The 14,161-nt window shown below is 60.3% G+C and carries 15 protein-coding genes and 1 tRNA gene; 4 read left to right on the top strand and 12 right to left on the bottom strand.

What is annotated here, in order from left to right:
- Positions 1-62: 62 nt before the first annotated feature.
- The 3 genes from HND92_RS12285 to HND92_RS12275 form a co-directional block, all read right to left on the bottom strand.
- The gene (locus HND92_RS12285) at positions 63-1,343 is read right to left on the bottom strand and encodes a hypothetical protein (RefSeq protein WP_172207253.1); all 1,281 of its coding nucleotides are present in this window, start codon (positions 1,341-1,343) and stop codon (positions 63-65) included.
- 84 nt (positions 1,344-1,427) lie between these two features.
- Entirely contained in the window at positions 1,428-1,922 is a 495-nt protein-coding gene (locus tag HND92_RS12280; RefSeq protein WP_172207251.1) for a hypothetical protein, read from the bottom strand.
- Positions 1,919-2,467 carry a hypothetical protein gene (locus HND92_RS12275; RefSeq protein WP_172207249.1) on the bottom strand — a complete coding sequence of 183 codons (549 nt, stop codon included), beginning with the start codon at positions 2,465-2,467 and terminating at the stop codon, positions 1,919-1,921. The genes HND92_RS12280 and HND92_RS12275 overlap by 4 nt, the downstream gene beginning before the upstream one ends.
- Before the next feature lie 509 nt (positions 2,468-2,976).
- Between HND92_RS12275 and HND92_RS12270 the strand changes: the two genes are divergently transcribed.
- Positions 2,977-4,095, top strand: a complete 1,119-nt coding sequence (locus HND92_RS12270; RefSeq protein WP_216662895.1) for a phospholipase D family protein — start codon at positions 2,977-2,979, stop codon at positions 4,093-4,095.
- A 1-nt stretch (position 4,096) separates the two neighbouring features.
- Here HND92_RS12270 and HND92_RS12265 read toward each other — a convergent pair whose 3' ends face one another.
- The 5 genes from HND92_RS12265 to HND92_RS12245 form a co-directional block, all read right to left on the bottom strand.
- Entirely contained in the window at positions 4,097-7,075 is a 2,979-nt protein-coding gene (locus tag HND92_RS12265; RefSeq protein WP_172207245.1) for a DNA methyltransferase, read from the bottom strand.
- A 61-nt stretch (positions 7,076-7,136) separates the two neighbouring features.
- The gene (locus HND92_RS12260) at positions 7,137-8,051 is read right to left on the bottom strand and encodes a site-specific integrase (RefSeq protein ID WP_172207243.1); all 915 of its coding nucleotides are present in this window, start codon (positions 8,049-8,051) and stop codon (positions 7,137-7,139) included.
- Entirely contained in the window at positions 8,044-8,397 is a 354-nt protein-coding gene (locus HND92_RS12255; protein WP_172207241.1) for a hypothetical protein, read from the bottom strand. Before HND92_RS12255 ends, HND92_RS12260 begins: the two co-directional genes overlap by 8 nt.
- Before the next feature lies 1 nt (position 8,398).
- A complete protein-coding gene (locus HND92_RS12250) occupies positions 8,399-8,758 on the bottom strand; it encodes a hypothetical protein (RefSeq protein ID WP_253940021.1) in 360 nt (119 codons plus the stop codon).
- 263 nt (positions 8,759-9,021) lie between these two features.
- Positions 9,022-9,717, bottom strand: a complete 696-nt coding sequence (locus HND92_RS12245) for an alpha/beta hydrolase (RefSeq protein WP_253940150.1) — start codon at positions 9,715-9,717, stop codon at positions 9,022-9,024.
- Positions 9,718-9,793: 76 nt separating this feature from the next.
- Here HND92_RS12245 and HND92_RS19605 point away from each other — a divergent pair, with 76 nt between their 5' ends.
- The gene (locus tag HND92_RS19605) at positions 9,794-9,880 is read left to right on the top strand and encodes a hypothetical protein (RefSeq protein WP_371814894.1); all 87 of its coding nucleotides are present in this window, start codon (positions 9,794-9,796) and stop codon (positions 9,878-9,880) included.
- Between the two features lie 124 nt (positions 9,881-10,004).
- Complete coding sequence (locus HND92_RS12235; RefSeq protein WP_172207235.1) at positions 10,005-10,295, top strand: helix-turn-helix domain-containing protein; 291 nt, start codon at positions 10,005-10,007, stop codon at positions 10,293-10,295.
- On the opposite strand, the gene HND92_RS12230 is transcribed toward HND92_RS12235, so the two are convergent.
- Entirely contained in the window at positions 10,292-10,615 is a 324-nt protein-coding gene (locus HND92_RS12230; RefSeq protein ID WP_172207233.1) for a hypothetical protein, read from the bottom strand. The genes HND92_RS12235 and HND92_RS12230 overlap by 4 nt on opposite strands.
- Positions 10,616-10,781: 166 nt before the next feature.
- The gene (locus tag HND92_RS12225; protein ID WP_172207231.1) at positions 10,782-11,279 is read right to left on the bottom strand and encodes a hypothetical protein; all 498 of its coding nucleotides are present in this window, start codon (positions 11,277-11,279) and stop codon (positions 10,782-10,784) included.
- A 544-nt stretch (positions 11,280-11,823) separates the two neighbouring features.
- Between HND92_RS12225 and HND92_RS12220 the strand changes: the two genes are divergently transcribed.
- Positions 11,824-12,966 carry a site-specific integrase gene (locus tag HND92_RS12220; RefSeq protein ID WP_172207229.1) on the top strand — a complete coding sequence of 381 codons (1,143 nt, stop codon included), beginning with the start codon at positions 11,824-11,826 and terminating at the stop codon, positions 12,964-12,966.
- An 85-nt stretch (positions 12,967-13,051) separates the two neighbouring features.
- Here the strand turns inward: HND92_RS12220 and HND92_RS12215 are convergent.
- Both HND92_RS12215 and HND92_RS12210 read right to left on the bottom strand, forming a co-directional pair.
- A tRNA-Thr gene (locus HND92_RS12215) sits at positions 13,052-13,127 on the bottom strand.
- Positions 13,128-13,138: 11 nt separating this feature from the next.
- Entirely contained in the window at positions 13,139-14,158 is a 1,020-nt protein-coding gene (locus HND92_RS12210) for a class 1 fructose-bisphosphatase (RefSeq protein WP_015913677.1), read from the bottom strand.
- Between the last annotated feature and the right edge of the window lie 3 nt (positions 14,159-14,161).

The following is a 14,161-nucleotide window of genomic DNA, read 5'->3' as shown; positions in this document are numbered from 1 at the left end:
GGACGCCGAACGCGGCGCACGGCTTTCAGTGCCAGCAGCCATGCCACCGCTGGCGCCGATGCTCAGGCTGCCGTCCCGCCCAGTCCCGAGGGCGGGCGAAGCCAGTCGCTCAGGTAGGGATCACGGTTGCGCGTCAAGAAGACGCCCTGGCGGCGCTCCATCTCGCGCATGTCGTGGGCGGCCTGGCTGAACGTGCGGGTCAGCCGGTCGATCTCCTTGTTGATGTGCGCGTTGAGGCCGTGCAAGTGGGCGTCCGTCAGCATCAGCGGGTGGTACTGCTGTGGTGGCTCCCAGCGGTTCGCCAAGCCGATCTGCTTCCCGATGGTGCCGCTCAGTTCCATGCGATGGTCGCGCAGGGATACCCCCGTTTCGATACCCACGTCGCGCAGCAGGGCCGAGTGACGGCTTCGGGTCGAGGGCGTCAGTAATTCGCGCAGGTCTTCACCCGCGAAGTAATGCTGGAGGGTGTCGCGCACGCACTGCGATAGGCCGGTCTGATCAACCTGCTCGATAGATCGCACGAACGGCGTCGACAACCCGGCTTGCGCAAAGACATCTTCGATGGCACCAGCGACGCGGCCCGGATCGAAGCCGTGCGGGGTGTCCATGCCGTGCTTGATGAGCATCTGCCGACCGAGCACTGGCTCAATGCGCAGATGGGTGTACACGGCCTGCCGGAGTTCCGGCACAAACGGCACCATGTTCTTGGACACGAAGCCGACCATGCGTGCCTTGCGCTGCGTTGGGCGGGCCAGCAGGCTCTTGATGTATGTGCGCAGCACGGCGTCCTCGACATGCGCGTAGGTCGTCATCGCCTTGTTGGTCCGAATGGCGTGGGCCTTCCAGAGGCTGTATGCAGTGGTGCGCACCTCCGCCAAGCATTCGAGGTGTCGCAGCAACCGCTTCTGCGCGTGCTGCGCGGCTCTGAGGCTCGCGGGCGCGACGTGGTACGACAGCTCCATATCCTCGAACCGGGCCGTGTCGATGAAGTACTGGGCCTCGGCCGGTGTGAACCCGAAGACGAGCAGAAACCAGCGCAGAAATCGGGCGAGCGTGTGCAGGATCGGCGGCATCATCCACTGATCTCCCACGAGGTAGTTCTGACCGCGCAGGATGGCGTTGATCGGCAGCCAGAAGTGAAGACGCCAGTAGATGTCTCCACGATGCCGCTCTTGCTCCGGCGTCATCGTGAACTGCGCACCCGTGAAAGGGCTGCGGTAGTAGCCGACAGTCGGCTTGAACGTTGTGCCGTGTTCTTGCAGGAAAGCAACCTGCTGAAAGCGGCCACCGTCAGTGACTTTCACCTGCCGGGCAAGGCCGGAGATGGTTGTTGAGTCGAACATGGCTGCAATCTTGTTGACTATTGTGGCAAGCGACCAGCTGGCGAACCGGCTGGCGCTGGCCACGTTGTTGAACGAAGTTTCCGGTCAGCAAGGAGTGCAGCCGCAGTTCCGACCGCGCCACGGGGAGAGATTGGCCTTGTTCTGCTTGCAGCACGGCATATAGGTCGTCAGCCAACCCAAGCCACGGTCATCCCAGAGGGAGCAATCGGGAAGGTCGATGACCAAGTGCCCCTCGTACAGGTAGATGTAGATCACGCCGTCGTCCAACTTGTCCCGTGCGCAAACGTACACCGGCATGTCAACGGCCCACGGGTCCACCTCCTGCAATTTGCGGCCTCGCATCAGTTGCGACAGCTTGTTCTTGGGCAGTTGCTGGACCTCGCTGAGTGCAGACAGTGCGATTTCCAGTGCTTCCTGCTCTTCCAGATCATCGAAGACCTTGAACAGCATGCCGTCCACGTCGTGGTCAGCGCCGGAGCCCCACGGTGCAGCTTTCGACTTGGGCCAGTCAGGCGGCGGATGACCACCGGCTCCGCCGGCCTCGAACAGGGAGAGCTGGGCAGTGTGACGGGCGTTCATTGCATACCCCCTTGGCCTTGCGCCATCCAGCGATCCAGTTCCTCGACCAGGAGGTACACATTGCGCGAGCCGGGCTGGCGCACCACGCACTTCTCGAAGCCGAAGGACGGCAGCGATGCGTCGGGATAGCGGGCTTGGCGCGACGACTGGTGGATCAGATGGCGAAACGCCTGCTCGGATTTCGGATAGAGGGCAGCGGCTTCCTTGACGGTGATCCACTTGCGCTCAAGGAGAGGCAACGGGGCGATGACCGTGGCGGCCTTGCGGGCCTTTCGCTTCGGCTTCGATTCGGGAGTCGCAAGGGCGGCCAGCGCGACCGGGATGGAGGCGTTGGTTCCTTCCGCAGGTCGCGGCGGCGTTGCCTCATGCTTGTTGATCCCGATGACCAGGGTCACCTGCTCGGTCGGCGTCTTCTTGACCGAGGGGAGGTCAATTCCGACACGGAGAGCCTTGTGAAGGCGCTTCGTCTTATAGGTGAGGGGCGGCAGGGTGACCTGCGATCGGGTCCGCTTGATCGCGGCAGGGATGACGGGAGTGCTGGACATGATGTGTTCCTTGTTGAGCTGATTGGCTCGACACGGAAGCACAGCACTCGGAGATCACGGGCAGGCCTTTGCCTGACTGTGCGCGCACGGCAACCTTGTCGAGCCCCATGGTTGAGGTACGACTGACAAGTGTTTTCCGTTCACGCTTTGGTGACCGTTGGAGGGTGTGGTCACGGCATCAATCGCATCGGTGGCGTCTGATCTGTGACCTGATGAGCTGCAAAGAAGGTCTGCAGTCCATGGCGAAGATCATACCGGATGGGCCCGGTGGCCCGGCTTGGCGTCGGCGGCGGGTGCCGTTCGGCACGCTGCGGCTGACTATCGACAAGTGCGTGTTATCGCTAGCTGCGACGTGACTGGCTTCTGTTAGCAGCAGAGCTACGCAGTGTCAGAATCACGGCATGCCTACGTTCTCAATCATCTCGCCGTTAGATCAACCAACGGGCAAGCGCCGCCTCCTTGAGGACCTAAAGAGGCACTTGGCTTCAAAGGATCTGACAGCATTCGGTATGTCCGTCGCCTTTGCGAAGGTAGGCCCTCTGTATCGACTGCAGGACCACATCACAAACTGGCGAACCGCAGGCAAGCAGAGCTCTGCCATCTTTGGCATCGACCACAACGGCACAAGCAAGCAAGCCCTTGAGTTCGCGCTGAAGCACCTCGATAACGTCTACTACACCCAGTATCGAGGGCATAGCTTTCACCCAAAGATCTACTGGTTTGAAGGCGCTGCACGTGGTGTTGTCTTCATCGGCTCGAACAACCTCACTGTTGGCGGCACAGAACTGAATTTCGAGGCAGGCGTCGAACTGACCTTCAAGCTCCCCGAAGAGGCTGCGGAGTTCGCCGAGGCCAAATCGGCCTTCTTAGCACTTCTCCATGTCGACTGCTTCGCCACGAGGCCGCTTACAGATGCCTCCCTGAAGGCACTTGATGCTGACGGTCTCTTGCTTGACGAAACCAAGAAGCCCAAGCCTGGCTCCGGCTGGTCGCCAAAGGTTGCTCATCCCCCACAACCAGGCAGCAAGATGCCGTTCAAGCCGCAAAGCAGCTTGCCGGCTGGCGCTGCATTCGGCAAGCCAGAAAAGAAAGCCGTGCTCGCCAAGAAGGCGGAGGCCATCGCTGCTCAGGCAAAGACCGTCGATGTGACGAAGCCGCTAGTGCCGGTTGCGGGGGTTGCCATGCAGATACGCCCTCATCACAACGGTGAGATCTTCCTAAGCAAGACAGCCGCTCAGCAAAACCCAGCGTTCTTCGGCATGCCCTTTACTGGGAAAACCATTCCCAAGATTGCTGGCAATGCGGCCTATCCGCAGAGAGTCCCCGATCCCATCTGCAACATCAGGGTGTTCGGCAAAAAGAACGAAGTTAAGCACGCCATCGAGAAGTACCCACTGAACACCGTCTTCTACGAGAGTAAAGCGGAGATTCGTGTTACCGCATCTCCACTCGTTCCGCACGTTCCCGAGTATTCCATTCTTGTGATCAGGCCCTCCGCGGATCCGGGAGTGGACTACGACATGCAGATCTTCACTCAAGAGAGCCCTGACTTTGATTCTTGGCTAGCCGTTTGCGATCAAGAAATGCCCGGTGGCGGTAAAGCTCCTCGAAAGTTCGGTTGGTTCTAGCTCAGTGCTTCTTGAAGCACAGTACTGCGTTCTCCGTGATGGCGTGCCGGATGTGCTTCATGTTTTCGGTAGTTACGGAAATGTCGAGGAGCTTAGTCGATTCAAGTCCGACAGATTCTGCGATCCTTAGCAGCCATGACGTGGTGCGAATCGGGAACCACTCGCCTGCAACCTCTGTCTTGCTGTCACCTACGACGTAGTAGGCTTTGCCGCCACTCTTCAAGACGGTGGCCACGTTTTGCAAGTTGGCAGCCATGTCATTGAAGTAGCGAAACAGAAGTGCAGGCATGTTCAGCTTCCGGAACCCCGCTCCGTCCGCGATGTTCCTCTTGTGAATGGTTCGTAGTTCAGTAATCAATCCTTCAGGCAGTTGTTCTCTGGCGGCTTGCGAAAACAGAATTTCCTCCACCTTCGCCCTCGTTGAACTTCCGATTTCACGAGATCCTGTAAGCTGTTCTTCAAACACCCGCCGTTTTGCAGATGGCATATCCAAGATTGCCATGAGTGACAGGCGATCGGTGTCGATGTACGGAAGAGCTGTGGCGTACGGCGGGCTGGTTACCACGACGTCTACAGAATTGGCAGCCAAGCCAAGAGAGGACAGAGTCTCAATTTCGCGGCTATTGCCGTGCCTAATGTGGCAGTTCTGAAAGGCCGCAGGTCGACGACTTGCAACTGACCAGAAGTGACGCAAGCGAGAGTGTTGCAACTCTAGTCGCCGGGTAAACGCCTCCACGATTGGCGCATCTTCAATAGGTTCTGCTCGACGACGGATACGTAGATCGGTGGGCTCCTGTTGGGAGGCCTCACGTATGCAGTCGCTGAGAATGACTTCAAGGAAGTTGACGATTCGCGCATCCCCAAACAGACGGATCTGTCCTAGAAGCCAGTTCAGTTTGAAAACCACAGGCGCAGGAAACCAACTGAACAACTCTTCTTCGACACTAGAGTCGAACTGAGCCGTTGACTTTGGGAAAACGCTTGGTGGAGCACTCAATGAGTCCCGAAGGGCCGAGAGTGCTTGATCAACCACTCGCGCCGGAAGCGAAAGCACCTCGGTCTTCGCACGCCCAATCTTTACTGCCAACGGATGCACATCACAGCCGTACGACTCGACGCCGTTGAGGTAGCCTTCGAGCAACACAGTTCCGCTCCCGCAGAATGGGTCGAGCACAACCCCTCCCGGCTGGACGCCTGAGATATTGAGCAGAGACTTTGCAAGCTGGGGGTAGAACTTCCCCTTGTAGGCGTGAATGCCATGAGTGACGTACTTCGGCTCCTTTCTTCTGGAAAGGTCGCTGTCTCCGTTCTCCAGCAGCTTCTGCCATGTACGCTCCAGCAGCCCGTCTGATGTCGAGTAGGCGCTTGAAAACGTAAGGCGACCGAGCTTCCATCGATCCACATGGCCAATTTCAACCGCGCTCCACGCATCCTTTGCTAGTGGGCGTACACGTTTCTTGCCGAACAGGGCCGTAAGCTCCTGCTCGCGCAGAAGTTCCTCATAGTCCCAAAGGCGATAGTTCGGTGCGCTTAGGTCAAAGTGCACAAGACGGTCGGGCTTACGAAGCACCAACAGTCGCTCGCTTCGGGCTCGACGAGCTGCAGACACGAATGATCGACGTGTTGCATGAATGGGCCGCTCGACGGTCGCTACATGTTCAAACCCGATTTGATGCGCGACTTGCTGCAACTTGTCTGCTGTGTTGGTGATTTCGCCACCGAACATAGCGTCGCCAACAACAAACACCGCAAAGCGCCCAGCACTGAGTACCTTGAAACAGTGCGTCATGACCTCACGCATGTCCTCTGCGTACTCATCAAAGCCTGACTGCTTCCGCTGATGCTTCAGATGGGAACCAATCTCGATACTTCCTAGATCTCTGGGATCGTGACCTAGCCAGAAGATGCGGAAGCGGTGATACAGGTGATAGTCGGTTGCGTTCGGGTAAGGCGGAGAAGACACGATCAGGCCGACAGACTCCGGCTTGACCTGTTCGGCCATTACCTGGCGACTGTCTGAAGTGTGAAACTGCGCCGCGCCTTGAGCCTCTATGGCAGCGAACTGTTCGGCCTTTCGTTGAATCGCACCCAATGCATCCAGAAAGGCCCGAAATGCAACACGAGGAGCGATTTGCTTGTCCTTGGCGACGTATCTAGTTTCTGAGTCCTGATTCGAGACCCGAACAATGATGCGCGAAAGCGCCAACGAGGCAATGTCGTGGGCTCTGCCATCTGTGAGCTCAGCTATCAAGCGCCTGATGCACGCAAGTTCAACCACGACATTTGGCTGGAACCACTTTTCGACGTTCGGTATTTCCGGCACCCATTCCTTTAGGCGCTCCGCATCCGGGGCGGGCGTGGCCTCAATGAGGTACGTTTGCACTGAGGTGGCCAACCTAGCAAGTTGAACGCGATCCTCTGCAGCGATGCCGGAGGTCTTTACTCTCCCAATCAGTGTTGCCAGAGGATTCGCATCTACTGACACGGCACGCCTCCCCAGCCGAACCGCCTCCGTTGCTGTGGTGCCGCTGCCGCCGAAGGGATCCAACACCAGCTCACCAGGACAGGACAGCCGGCGAATCAGGTTGGCGGGGATCTGCGGGATGTACTTCGCAGGGTAGGGGTGGACGTCATGAGTAAGGAACGCCGTTTCGGAGTCGACGAATGACCAGTCCGCAGACGCAAGCTCGTTAGCAACTTGAATCGGATCCGCAAGATTCCCGGGATGGCCAGCCTCGTCAAGCACATAGGTGATGGGATCGACCTGCTCAGCAGACAGAGTCGCTGCGAGCTGTTCCTCGAACCAATCCGTGAAGCTCTTGCCAGCGGGTTCTAGTGCAGCGGCCAGCGCCGCTTTCTCCGCCTCTGTTGTCTCGAAAACCAGTCGGGTCACGCTTTGCAATCTGCATTTATGTACATATTTGCAGTATACAATGTGCGGGCGGGCGGCTAAAGGAAGGTTGCAGGCGATTGTGCGCAAGCCTCGCTGCCAGTCCGTACCGCTACACCAGTAAGGCCGGGCTTGTTGCCTTAGCCACTTCCTACAGGATGCTTGGTGTACGCCGACGGGCCTGCGGCCTGATGTACTTCGCCAGTGTGGCGCTCGACCTGTGGCCTGTCTGGTCCATGATGACGTGGGTCGGTATCGCAGCGGCGGCGGCCTCGGTGCAGTACCCGGCGCGCAAGCTGTGTCCAGCGACCAACTGTGCGGCACTCGCACCCTTGGCGGTCGCCGTAATCGCTTTCAGCATCAAGGCGATTGACTGTGCAGTGAGCGCCTCGCTGGAGGCCACCTGATCGTGCCGGTTGATGCGACGAAACACGGCACCAGAGTCAATGCCACTAAGGGTCAGCCAGTGCTTGAGCGCCCTGACCGGGCACCTCGAAGACTTTGCGCAGGGGATGAACACCGTATGTCCGGCCTCCTGTTGAGTTTTCGTGCGCCGGATGTGTATCTCGAAGCCATGATCGAACTCGATGATGTCCTCTCGCTGGATGCTGACCAGTTCTGATCGACGGAATGCACCTGCAAAGCCGACCAGGATCAGCGCGATATCGCGCGCTGCCTTGATTGGCTTTTGCTTCTCCGCTGTCAGCACCAATTCGATGATGTCGTCTTTGACCAGAGCCTTGACCCGCCGCTGGGCTGTCCCCCGTTTGCGTCTTATGCCCTGCATGGTCCGCTTCACCAGCGGGTCCATCGCCGGCGACGGCTGACCGGAATCCAGATGAGCGCGATGGATGGCGATGATTCGATGCTGAAGCGTTGCCACGGCTAACGTCATCGCATTGCTGGCCAAGTACTCGGCCAGCTGAATCGCAGTGCAGGGAATCGTGCCGCCAGCTGCCTTGAAGTGCATCAGGTCTGCCCGATAGCTGCGATGAGTGTTCTCAGCCAGGGCGGCCTGGGTGTAAAGGTTGACTTGCGCGGACGGGGCCGCTGACTTCTTAGCCATGGCGTGCTCCGGTGAAGTCTGCTGTTGCCTGCCGGCACGGTGCCGCCAGTTCGACGCAGGCGGCGGCCGCATCACCGAGTTCGGCCAGCAGCCATCCGAGAGCCTCAACCGTGCCTTGATCCAGTTCGCCGGTTTCCACCTGAACAGACGCATGGGCCAGCAGTTGCCCGGTCGCAGAGATGCCCAGTTGGAAGATGCGTTGCAGCAATTCGGCGGCCTCGGCCAGTTGCACCAGCACGGTGGCATCGCAGGCGTCGAAGTCGGGCTCATGCCGGGCGTTGACCAGCAGCCGGGGCAGCAGTGTCATCAAGGCCCGTGTGGGCCGTGGCGTGTCGGATGCCAGCATCTCAGTACTCCGAAGGCAGCAAGATGCAGGAACTGTCGCGCCGGCCCGATTCGTCGTTCACGGCCTCGGTTATGACGTAGAGGCGAATTCCGTCCACGCGGTAGACAGACAACAGGCGGCCGCCCGTCAACAGGGCGCGGTCGTTGGCGTCCTTGTCGTCGGCGCACAGTTCACCGGTGTCGCACCAGTCGCCGTGCTGGTGTCGCTGGAGTAGCCGAACCGGATTGCATTGGGCTGTGGCAAGGGTGTTCAGGGCGCCGGGTGTGGCGACCACGCGCCCCAGTCCAAACAACGGGCGATGTGTGAGTCGGCGTAGACCGACCTCGCGGGGGCTGGAATAGGTGAGGGGATAGTCGTGCATCGGGAGTTCTCCGCCAAGAAGGACAGGCTCCGGCGCACGCAGCCGGCATCGCTCGGGGCCATGCGTGCATGCCCGAGGTGCTCGGCGTAAGGGGGAAGGATGAGGCGATGCCGCGCGGCAGCACGCCGGAGAAGGATGGGGCGGGATGTGTGAACTATCCCGCCATGGCCGCCGTGAGCCGGCGGTGTGCCGATTGTGCAAGGGCACTTTCGACGACGGCAAGCGGCCGATAACTTCGCTGCCCCGCACCGGGGGCACAACGCTCAGTTGGAAGGCGACTTGATCCAACTGGCAATCTGGTCAACTGCCTCGCGCTCCATGCCGATGAAGCCGTGCCAGTGCTGGCCCGCGCATTCGTCCCCGCTCGGGTTGCCCCCGCCATCAACCACCATCAACTTCTTGACAGCCGCGTTGGTGAGTCCCTTGATGATGAGTGGCGCTTCGCTGGCCTGGCAGTGCTTGCAGGCATCCTTTGCATGGTGAAAGACCAGTACCGGCAGGGTGATGGCCTTGAGGTCTTGGCGCGGGACTGCACCCGGTGTGGCATAACGCACCACACTGGAGGTCAGCACCAGCCCAGCGATGGCCGGATCATGGACGTTTATCGCCATCGCAGTGGCTGAGACGGTGCCGCGACTGGTGCCCACAATCCACACGGGTAGGCTACTTTTTTGCTTCACGAACTCCAGCACCTTGGCAACGTCGGTCATGTGCTTGGGTTCGGTTCGCTCCGTCCAGCCCAGCTCGTCCATGTCGTTGGGGCGTCCAAAGATCGCGACGTTGAAGCCGTTCGCAAGGAAGTACGGCGCTGACCGCACGAGGAAGTTACCTCCAGTGGCCTTGCCGTCCTCGAACTTGCCGAAGCCCCCGCCGCCACCAGGGAACAGGAGCGCCGTCGCTTTGGCGTCGGGAGTGGCTTCCCAAAACAACGTGGTCACGACTCCATCGCGGGTCGGCACCTTGAACAAAGATCCCTCCGCATGCGCTGTACAGGCGGCGAGAACGAGTGCCAGTAGAACAAGGACTCGGCTGAGCATGTATCTCCCTTCCATTGGTTTCAGCGTTACAGGGTCACTCAAGCTCAGCCACCAAGTCTGCGTTTTCGCAGGTTTCTTTTTCTGATCTTTTGGACACGTAGAACCTCCTTTTATGAGAACAACTATCCGTTTAGTTGATGGTGTGAGTTTGCCTTAAACAAACGGATAGTTTGTGGATTGATTGGGTGTGAATAAACAGACTACCCGGCATGGTCCGGGTGCTCGTCAACAAGCCGCAACCGCTCGAAGCACGCTTCGTGCAGGAGCGCGACCGGGTGCAGGCTGCATTCGGCAGCAGGCTGCGGGAGTTCCGGATCGAGCGGCAGATGACGCTGGAAATGCTGGCCGAGAAGGCTGACCTGCACGCCAACTACGTAGGCGCTGTGGAACGGGGCGAGCGCAATCTGACCCTGTACAACATCTGGCGGATTGCTCAGGGGCTTGGCCTGACAGCGGACGAGCTGATGCAGGAACTGCCGACGCGCAAGGGCAAGCGTTAGCCAGCCCGATCCGCCTCTGCTGGCAGGAACTGCAGGCGGTTGTGTTTAGCGATGCGGGACAGCCGCAGCTGCCTTCTGCCCTTGAAACGGAAAGCCAATAGCCAATCGTCGGCGTCTTCGGTTTTGACCATTTGCGGCGCTTCGGCCAGAACCTCGCCCACCGGGTATGGCGCTGATACAACGTGGTGCGACCAATGCGCTCCCGCTGTGATCGGCAGCCAGTCCTCCAAGTCTTCGACTTCGCACAGGATGGCCCGAAATGGCAGGGCGGCGGTGGTGTCGCCCCATTGGCCGAAGCTGCTGCCGTGGGGGTAGAGCAAGTACCGCACAGGGCAATAGCACAGCAGGGCGTGGCGTTCGCATTGCAGGGCGACGGCACCGAATGACAGTGACCCAGCCGTGGGGACGGTGGCGGCATCACACACGCGCAGGGCCGTGACCTTCTGACCTCGCAGCATGGGAAACAGGTACGGCCCGCGCATGGGCTCACTTTGCCGTTGTCTTGGCCATCTGGCTGACTCCGATGAACCACGCCGGAGTCAGCGCGGTGAGGTCGGCGCCGGTGCGCAGATGCAGCTTGGCATCGGCATGGGGATACGGGTCAATCACGTAGGGCTGCGTCGTCTTTCCGTCGCTGGAGGTGTTGCGGTGATAGAGCACGCAGCGTGAGACATCCCAGTCCGAATTCGCATCCACACCGGCGATTGCGACCTCCGGCAGATCCTTGTAGCCGGTGCAGTCCTTCCATACGGTCGCCACGAGGCCATGAGCCGCGAGCAGCTTGGCGATCAAGTCACCGTCGATCCACGGGTAGTACGGCCCGGATTTCGGCAGCCCCAAGCCCTCCGCTTGGCGGAAGATGTCTTGCAGGGTCTTGCCGGTCAGCATGGCGATCACGGCGAAGGTGTCGGCGTGCCGGTCGTCGCCTTGGGACACGCGCTTGAACGCGGGCTGAACGGTGGTGGGGTTGGTGGTCGTTGCCATGTCGATTGCTCCTGTGCAGAAGTGAAATGCGCACAGCAGCGCCGGCCTCTGCGGCGGGAGCCGATCAGAGACTTGGCAGTCAGCGGGTGGGATGGGTCAGCCCGGCCGATGATGGGGCTGCTGTGCGTGGTGATGCCGTGCGCTGCGCGGCGAACCGGAGCGACGGCTTTTTCACCGTAGCATGGGGCTGGTCAGCGGATCGAGCACCGAAAAACTTCGCAGCCCTGCACGTAGAAGGCGAGGCGCTGTGCAGGAAACGCTTCCAAGCATTGCGAATCGTGCGCTAGAATGGGAAGCTCTGTGCGACACGTTGTGTTGCCTGATGCCGGTGTAGCTCAGTTGGTAGAGCAGCTCATTCGTAATGCACTGCTCACACCCTGAAAAAAGTCATCGGCATCAACAACTTAAGCGCCACCCACGTGGCGCTTTTTTGTTGCTTGGCACACTCGTGGCACAACGCCCATGCGGTGCCAGGAAACCCCAGGACTGTCGATCTCGACACGCCTCGTCTCCCCTGCATCAGCGCGCATGAGGGGGACCACACATGGCAAGCATTCGAGAACGCATCGACGCCTCCGGCAAGAAGAAGTACCACGTCCAGATCCGTCTGAAAGGCTTCCCGCCGCAGACCGAGACCTTCAACAGCAAGACCATCGCCAAGCAGTGGGCGCAGCGCGTCGAGACCGAATTGCGCGAAGGCCGCTACATGCCGCACGCTCTGGCCCAGCGCCGTACCGTCAAGGAGATGCTGGAGTCCTACCGCGACCGCGTGCTGATCCCAACCAAGCCCAAACGGGTGCGCGACCAGGGCCAGCAGTTGCAATGGTGGATCGACAAGATTGGCCGCTACAGCCTGGCCGACATCACCCCCGCCATCATCGGCCAGTACCGGGACGAGTTGCTGGCCACCACGTTCGGCAAGGCCAACCCCAAGAAGCTTGCTCCGGCGACCGTGGTCCGCTACTTGGCGATCCTGTCGCACGCCTTCAGCGTGGCCGTCAAGGAATGGGAATGGCTCCCCGAGTCGCCCATGCCCAAGGTGAAGAAGCCCAAGGTGTCGAACGGCCGCGTGCGCTACCTAAGCGCGGATGAGTTGGCCCGGCTTCGTGCGGCAGCGGCGGCCTCAGAAAACAAGTTCCTGCCTACCGTCATCGAGGTGGCCGTCGCCACGGGCATGCGGTACAGCGAGATCATGAATCTGCGCTGGCGCGACGTGCTGACTGATGCGCAGGGCCGTTGCAGCTTGGCCGTCCTGGAGGAAACCAAGAACGGCGAGCGGCGCGGCGTGCCCTTGCTGGGCACCGCACAGGTGGCGCTCGATGCGCTTCGACTGGCTCACAAGCAAGCCAACGGTGACAAGGTCAGCCTGGATACCTTGCTGTTCCCGAGCGCCGCGAAGAAGGACGCGCCTGTCGAGTTGCGCAAGTCATGGGAGACGGCGCTCAAGCGCGCCAAGATTGAAGACTTCCGTTTCCACGACCTGCGGCACACCGCAGCCTCATTCATGGTGCAGTCGGGCGCCACAGCCCCGGAGATCGCCGAAGTGTTGGGACACAAAGACCTGCAGATGGTCAAACGGTATGCCCACCTGAGCAAGGACCACATCGCGGGCGTCTTGAGCCGCATGAACCAGGCCATGCTCGCTGGCCCGCCTGTCACCGCTGAAGCCAGCAGGGACGGTTCCTGACGGTGCTGGCACACCGTGGCACAGCCCCGAAAAGCAAAACGCCGCACGAGGCGGCTTCTTAACTTGTTGATTTCTCTAGGATTTTTGGTGCCGGAGAGAGGAGTCGAACCCCCGACCTTCTCATTACGAATGAGCTGCTCTACCGACTGAGCTACTCCGGCGAAGACTCACATTATATACCGGAGTGGTAACTTGTCACGCGATCGACCTCATTCTTTGAGCCCAGGATCACGCTCACGCGTTCGTGCAACTGGGCGGGCTGGATGTCCAGGATGCGCTGGCGGCCGTTGGTGGCGGCGCCGCCGGCCTGCTCGACCAGCCAGCCCATGGGGTTGGCCTCATACATCAGGCGCAGCTTGCCGGGCTTGTTTGGCTCGCGCTTGTCCCAGGGGTACATGAAGATGCCGCCGCGCATCAGGATGCGGTGCACGTCGGCGACCATGCTGGCGATCCAGCGCATGTTGAAGTCCTTGCCGCGCGGGCCTTCCTTGCCCTGCAGGCATTCGTCGATGTAGCGGCGCACGGGCGCATCCCAGTGGCGCATATTGCTCATGTTGATCGCGAATTCCTTGGTGTCCTCGGGAATACGGATGTTCTCGCGCGTGAGCACGAAGGAGCCCTGTTCGCGGTCCAGCGTGAACATGGCCACGCCGTCGCCCACGGTGAGTACCAGCGTGGTCTGCGGACCATAGATGCAGTAGCCCGCGGCGACCTGCTGGTGGCCGGGTTGCAAGAAGTCGGCTTCGGTGACGGGTTCGTCGGTGGTGGGATCGTCATGGTGCTTGTGCAGCACCGAGAAAATGGTGCCAATGCTCACGTTGACGTCGATGTTGGACGAACCGTCCAGGGGGTCGAACATCAGCAGGTACTCGCCCTGGGGAAAGCGGTTGGGCACCACATAGATCCCATCCATTTCCTCAGACGCCATCGCAGCCAGATGCCCGCCCCATTCGTTGGCTTCGATCAACACCTCGTTCGCAATGATGTCCAGCTTCTTCTGCACCTCACCCTGAACGTTCTCGGTTCCGGCGGTGCCCATCACGTCGCCGAGATCGCCCTTGTTCACGGCGAAGCTGATGCGCTTGCAGGCGCGCGCAACCACCTCCACCAGCAGGCGCAGCTGCGGGGGGATGCGGCCATGGACGCGCTGCTGCTCGACAAGGTAGCGGGTGAGGCTGATACGTTCGGTCATGGA

The sequence above is a fragment of the Diaphorobacter sp. JS3050 genome (assembly GCF_013154915.1).
GTDB classification, from domain to species: domain Bacteria; phylum Pseudomonadota; class Gammaproteobacteria; order Burkholderiales; family Burkholderiaceae_C; genus Diaphorobacter; species Diaphorobacter nitroreducens.
Note: the sequence above shows the minus strand (reverse complement) of the source record. Positions and strands in the feature narration are given on the sequence as shown.

Bases quoted from the DNA above. Each gene is read 5' to 3' on its own strand.
- HND92_RS12285 (WP_172207253.1), bottom strand. From the start codon at position 1,343: ATGTTCGACTCAACAACCATCTCCGGCCTTGCCCGGCAGGTGAAAGTC.
- HND92_RS12280 (WP_172207251.1), bottom strand. From the start codon at position 1,922: ATGAACGCCCGTCACACTGCCCAGCTCTCCCTGTTCGAGGCCGGCGGA.
- HND92_RS12275 (WP_172207249.1), bottom strand. From the start codon at position 2,467: ATGTCCAGCACTCCCGTCATCCCTGCCGCGATCAAGCGGACCCGATCG.
- HND92_RS12270 (WP_216662895.1), top strand. From the start codon at position 2,977: ATGTCCGTCGCCTTTGCGAAGGTAGGCCCTCTGTATCGACTGCAGGAC.
- HND92_RS12260 (WP_172207243.1), bottom strand. From the start codon at position 8,051: ATGGCTAAGAAGTCAGCGGCCCCGTCCGCGCAAGTCAACCTTTACACC.
- HND92_RS12255 (WP_172207241.1), bottom strand. From the start codon at position 8,397: ATGCTGGCATCCGACACGCCACGGCCCACACGGGCCTTGATGACACTG.
- HND92_RS12250 (WP_253940021.1), bottom strand. From the start codon at position 8,758: ATGCACGACTATCCCCTCACCTATTCCAGCCCCCGCGAGGTCGGTCTA.
- HND92_RS19605 (WP_371814894.1), top strand. From the start codon at position 9,794: ATGTATCTCCCTTCCATTGGTTTCAGCGTTACAGGGTCACTCAAGCTC.
- HND92_RS12235 (WP_172207235.1), top strand. From the start codon at position 10,005: ATGGTCCGGGTGCTCGTCAACAAGCCGCAACCGCTCGAAGCACGCTTC.
- HND92_RS12225 (WP_172207231.1), bottom strand. From the start codon at position 11,279: ATGGCAACGACCACCAACCCCACCACCGTTCAGCCCGCGTTCAAGCGC.
- HND92_RS12220 (WP_172207229.1), top strand. From the start codon at position 11,824: ATGGCAAGCATTCGAGAACGCATCGACGCCTCCGGCAAGAAGAAGTAC.
- HND92_RS12210 (WP_015913677.1), bottom strand. From the start codon at position 14,158: ATGACCGAACGTATCAGCCTCACCCGCTACCTTGTCGAGCAGCAGCGC.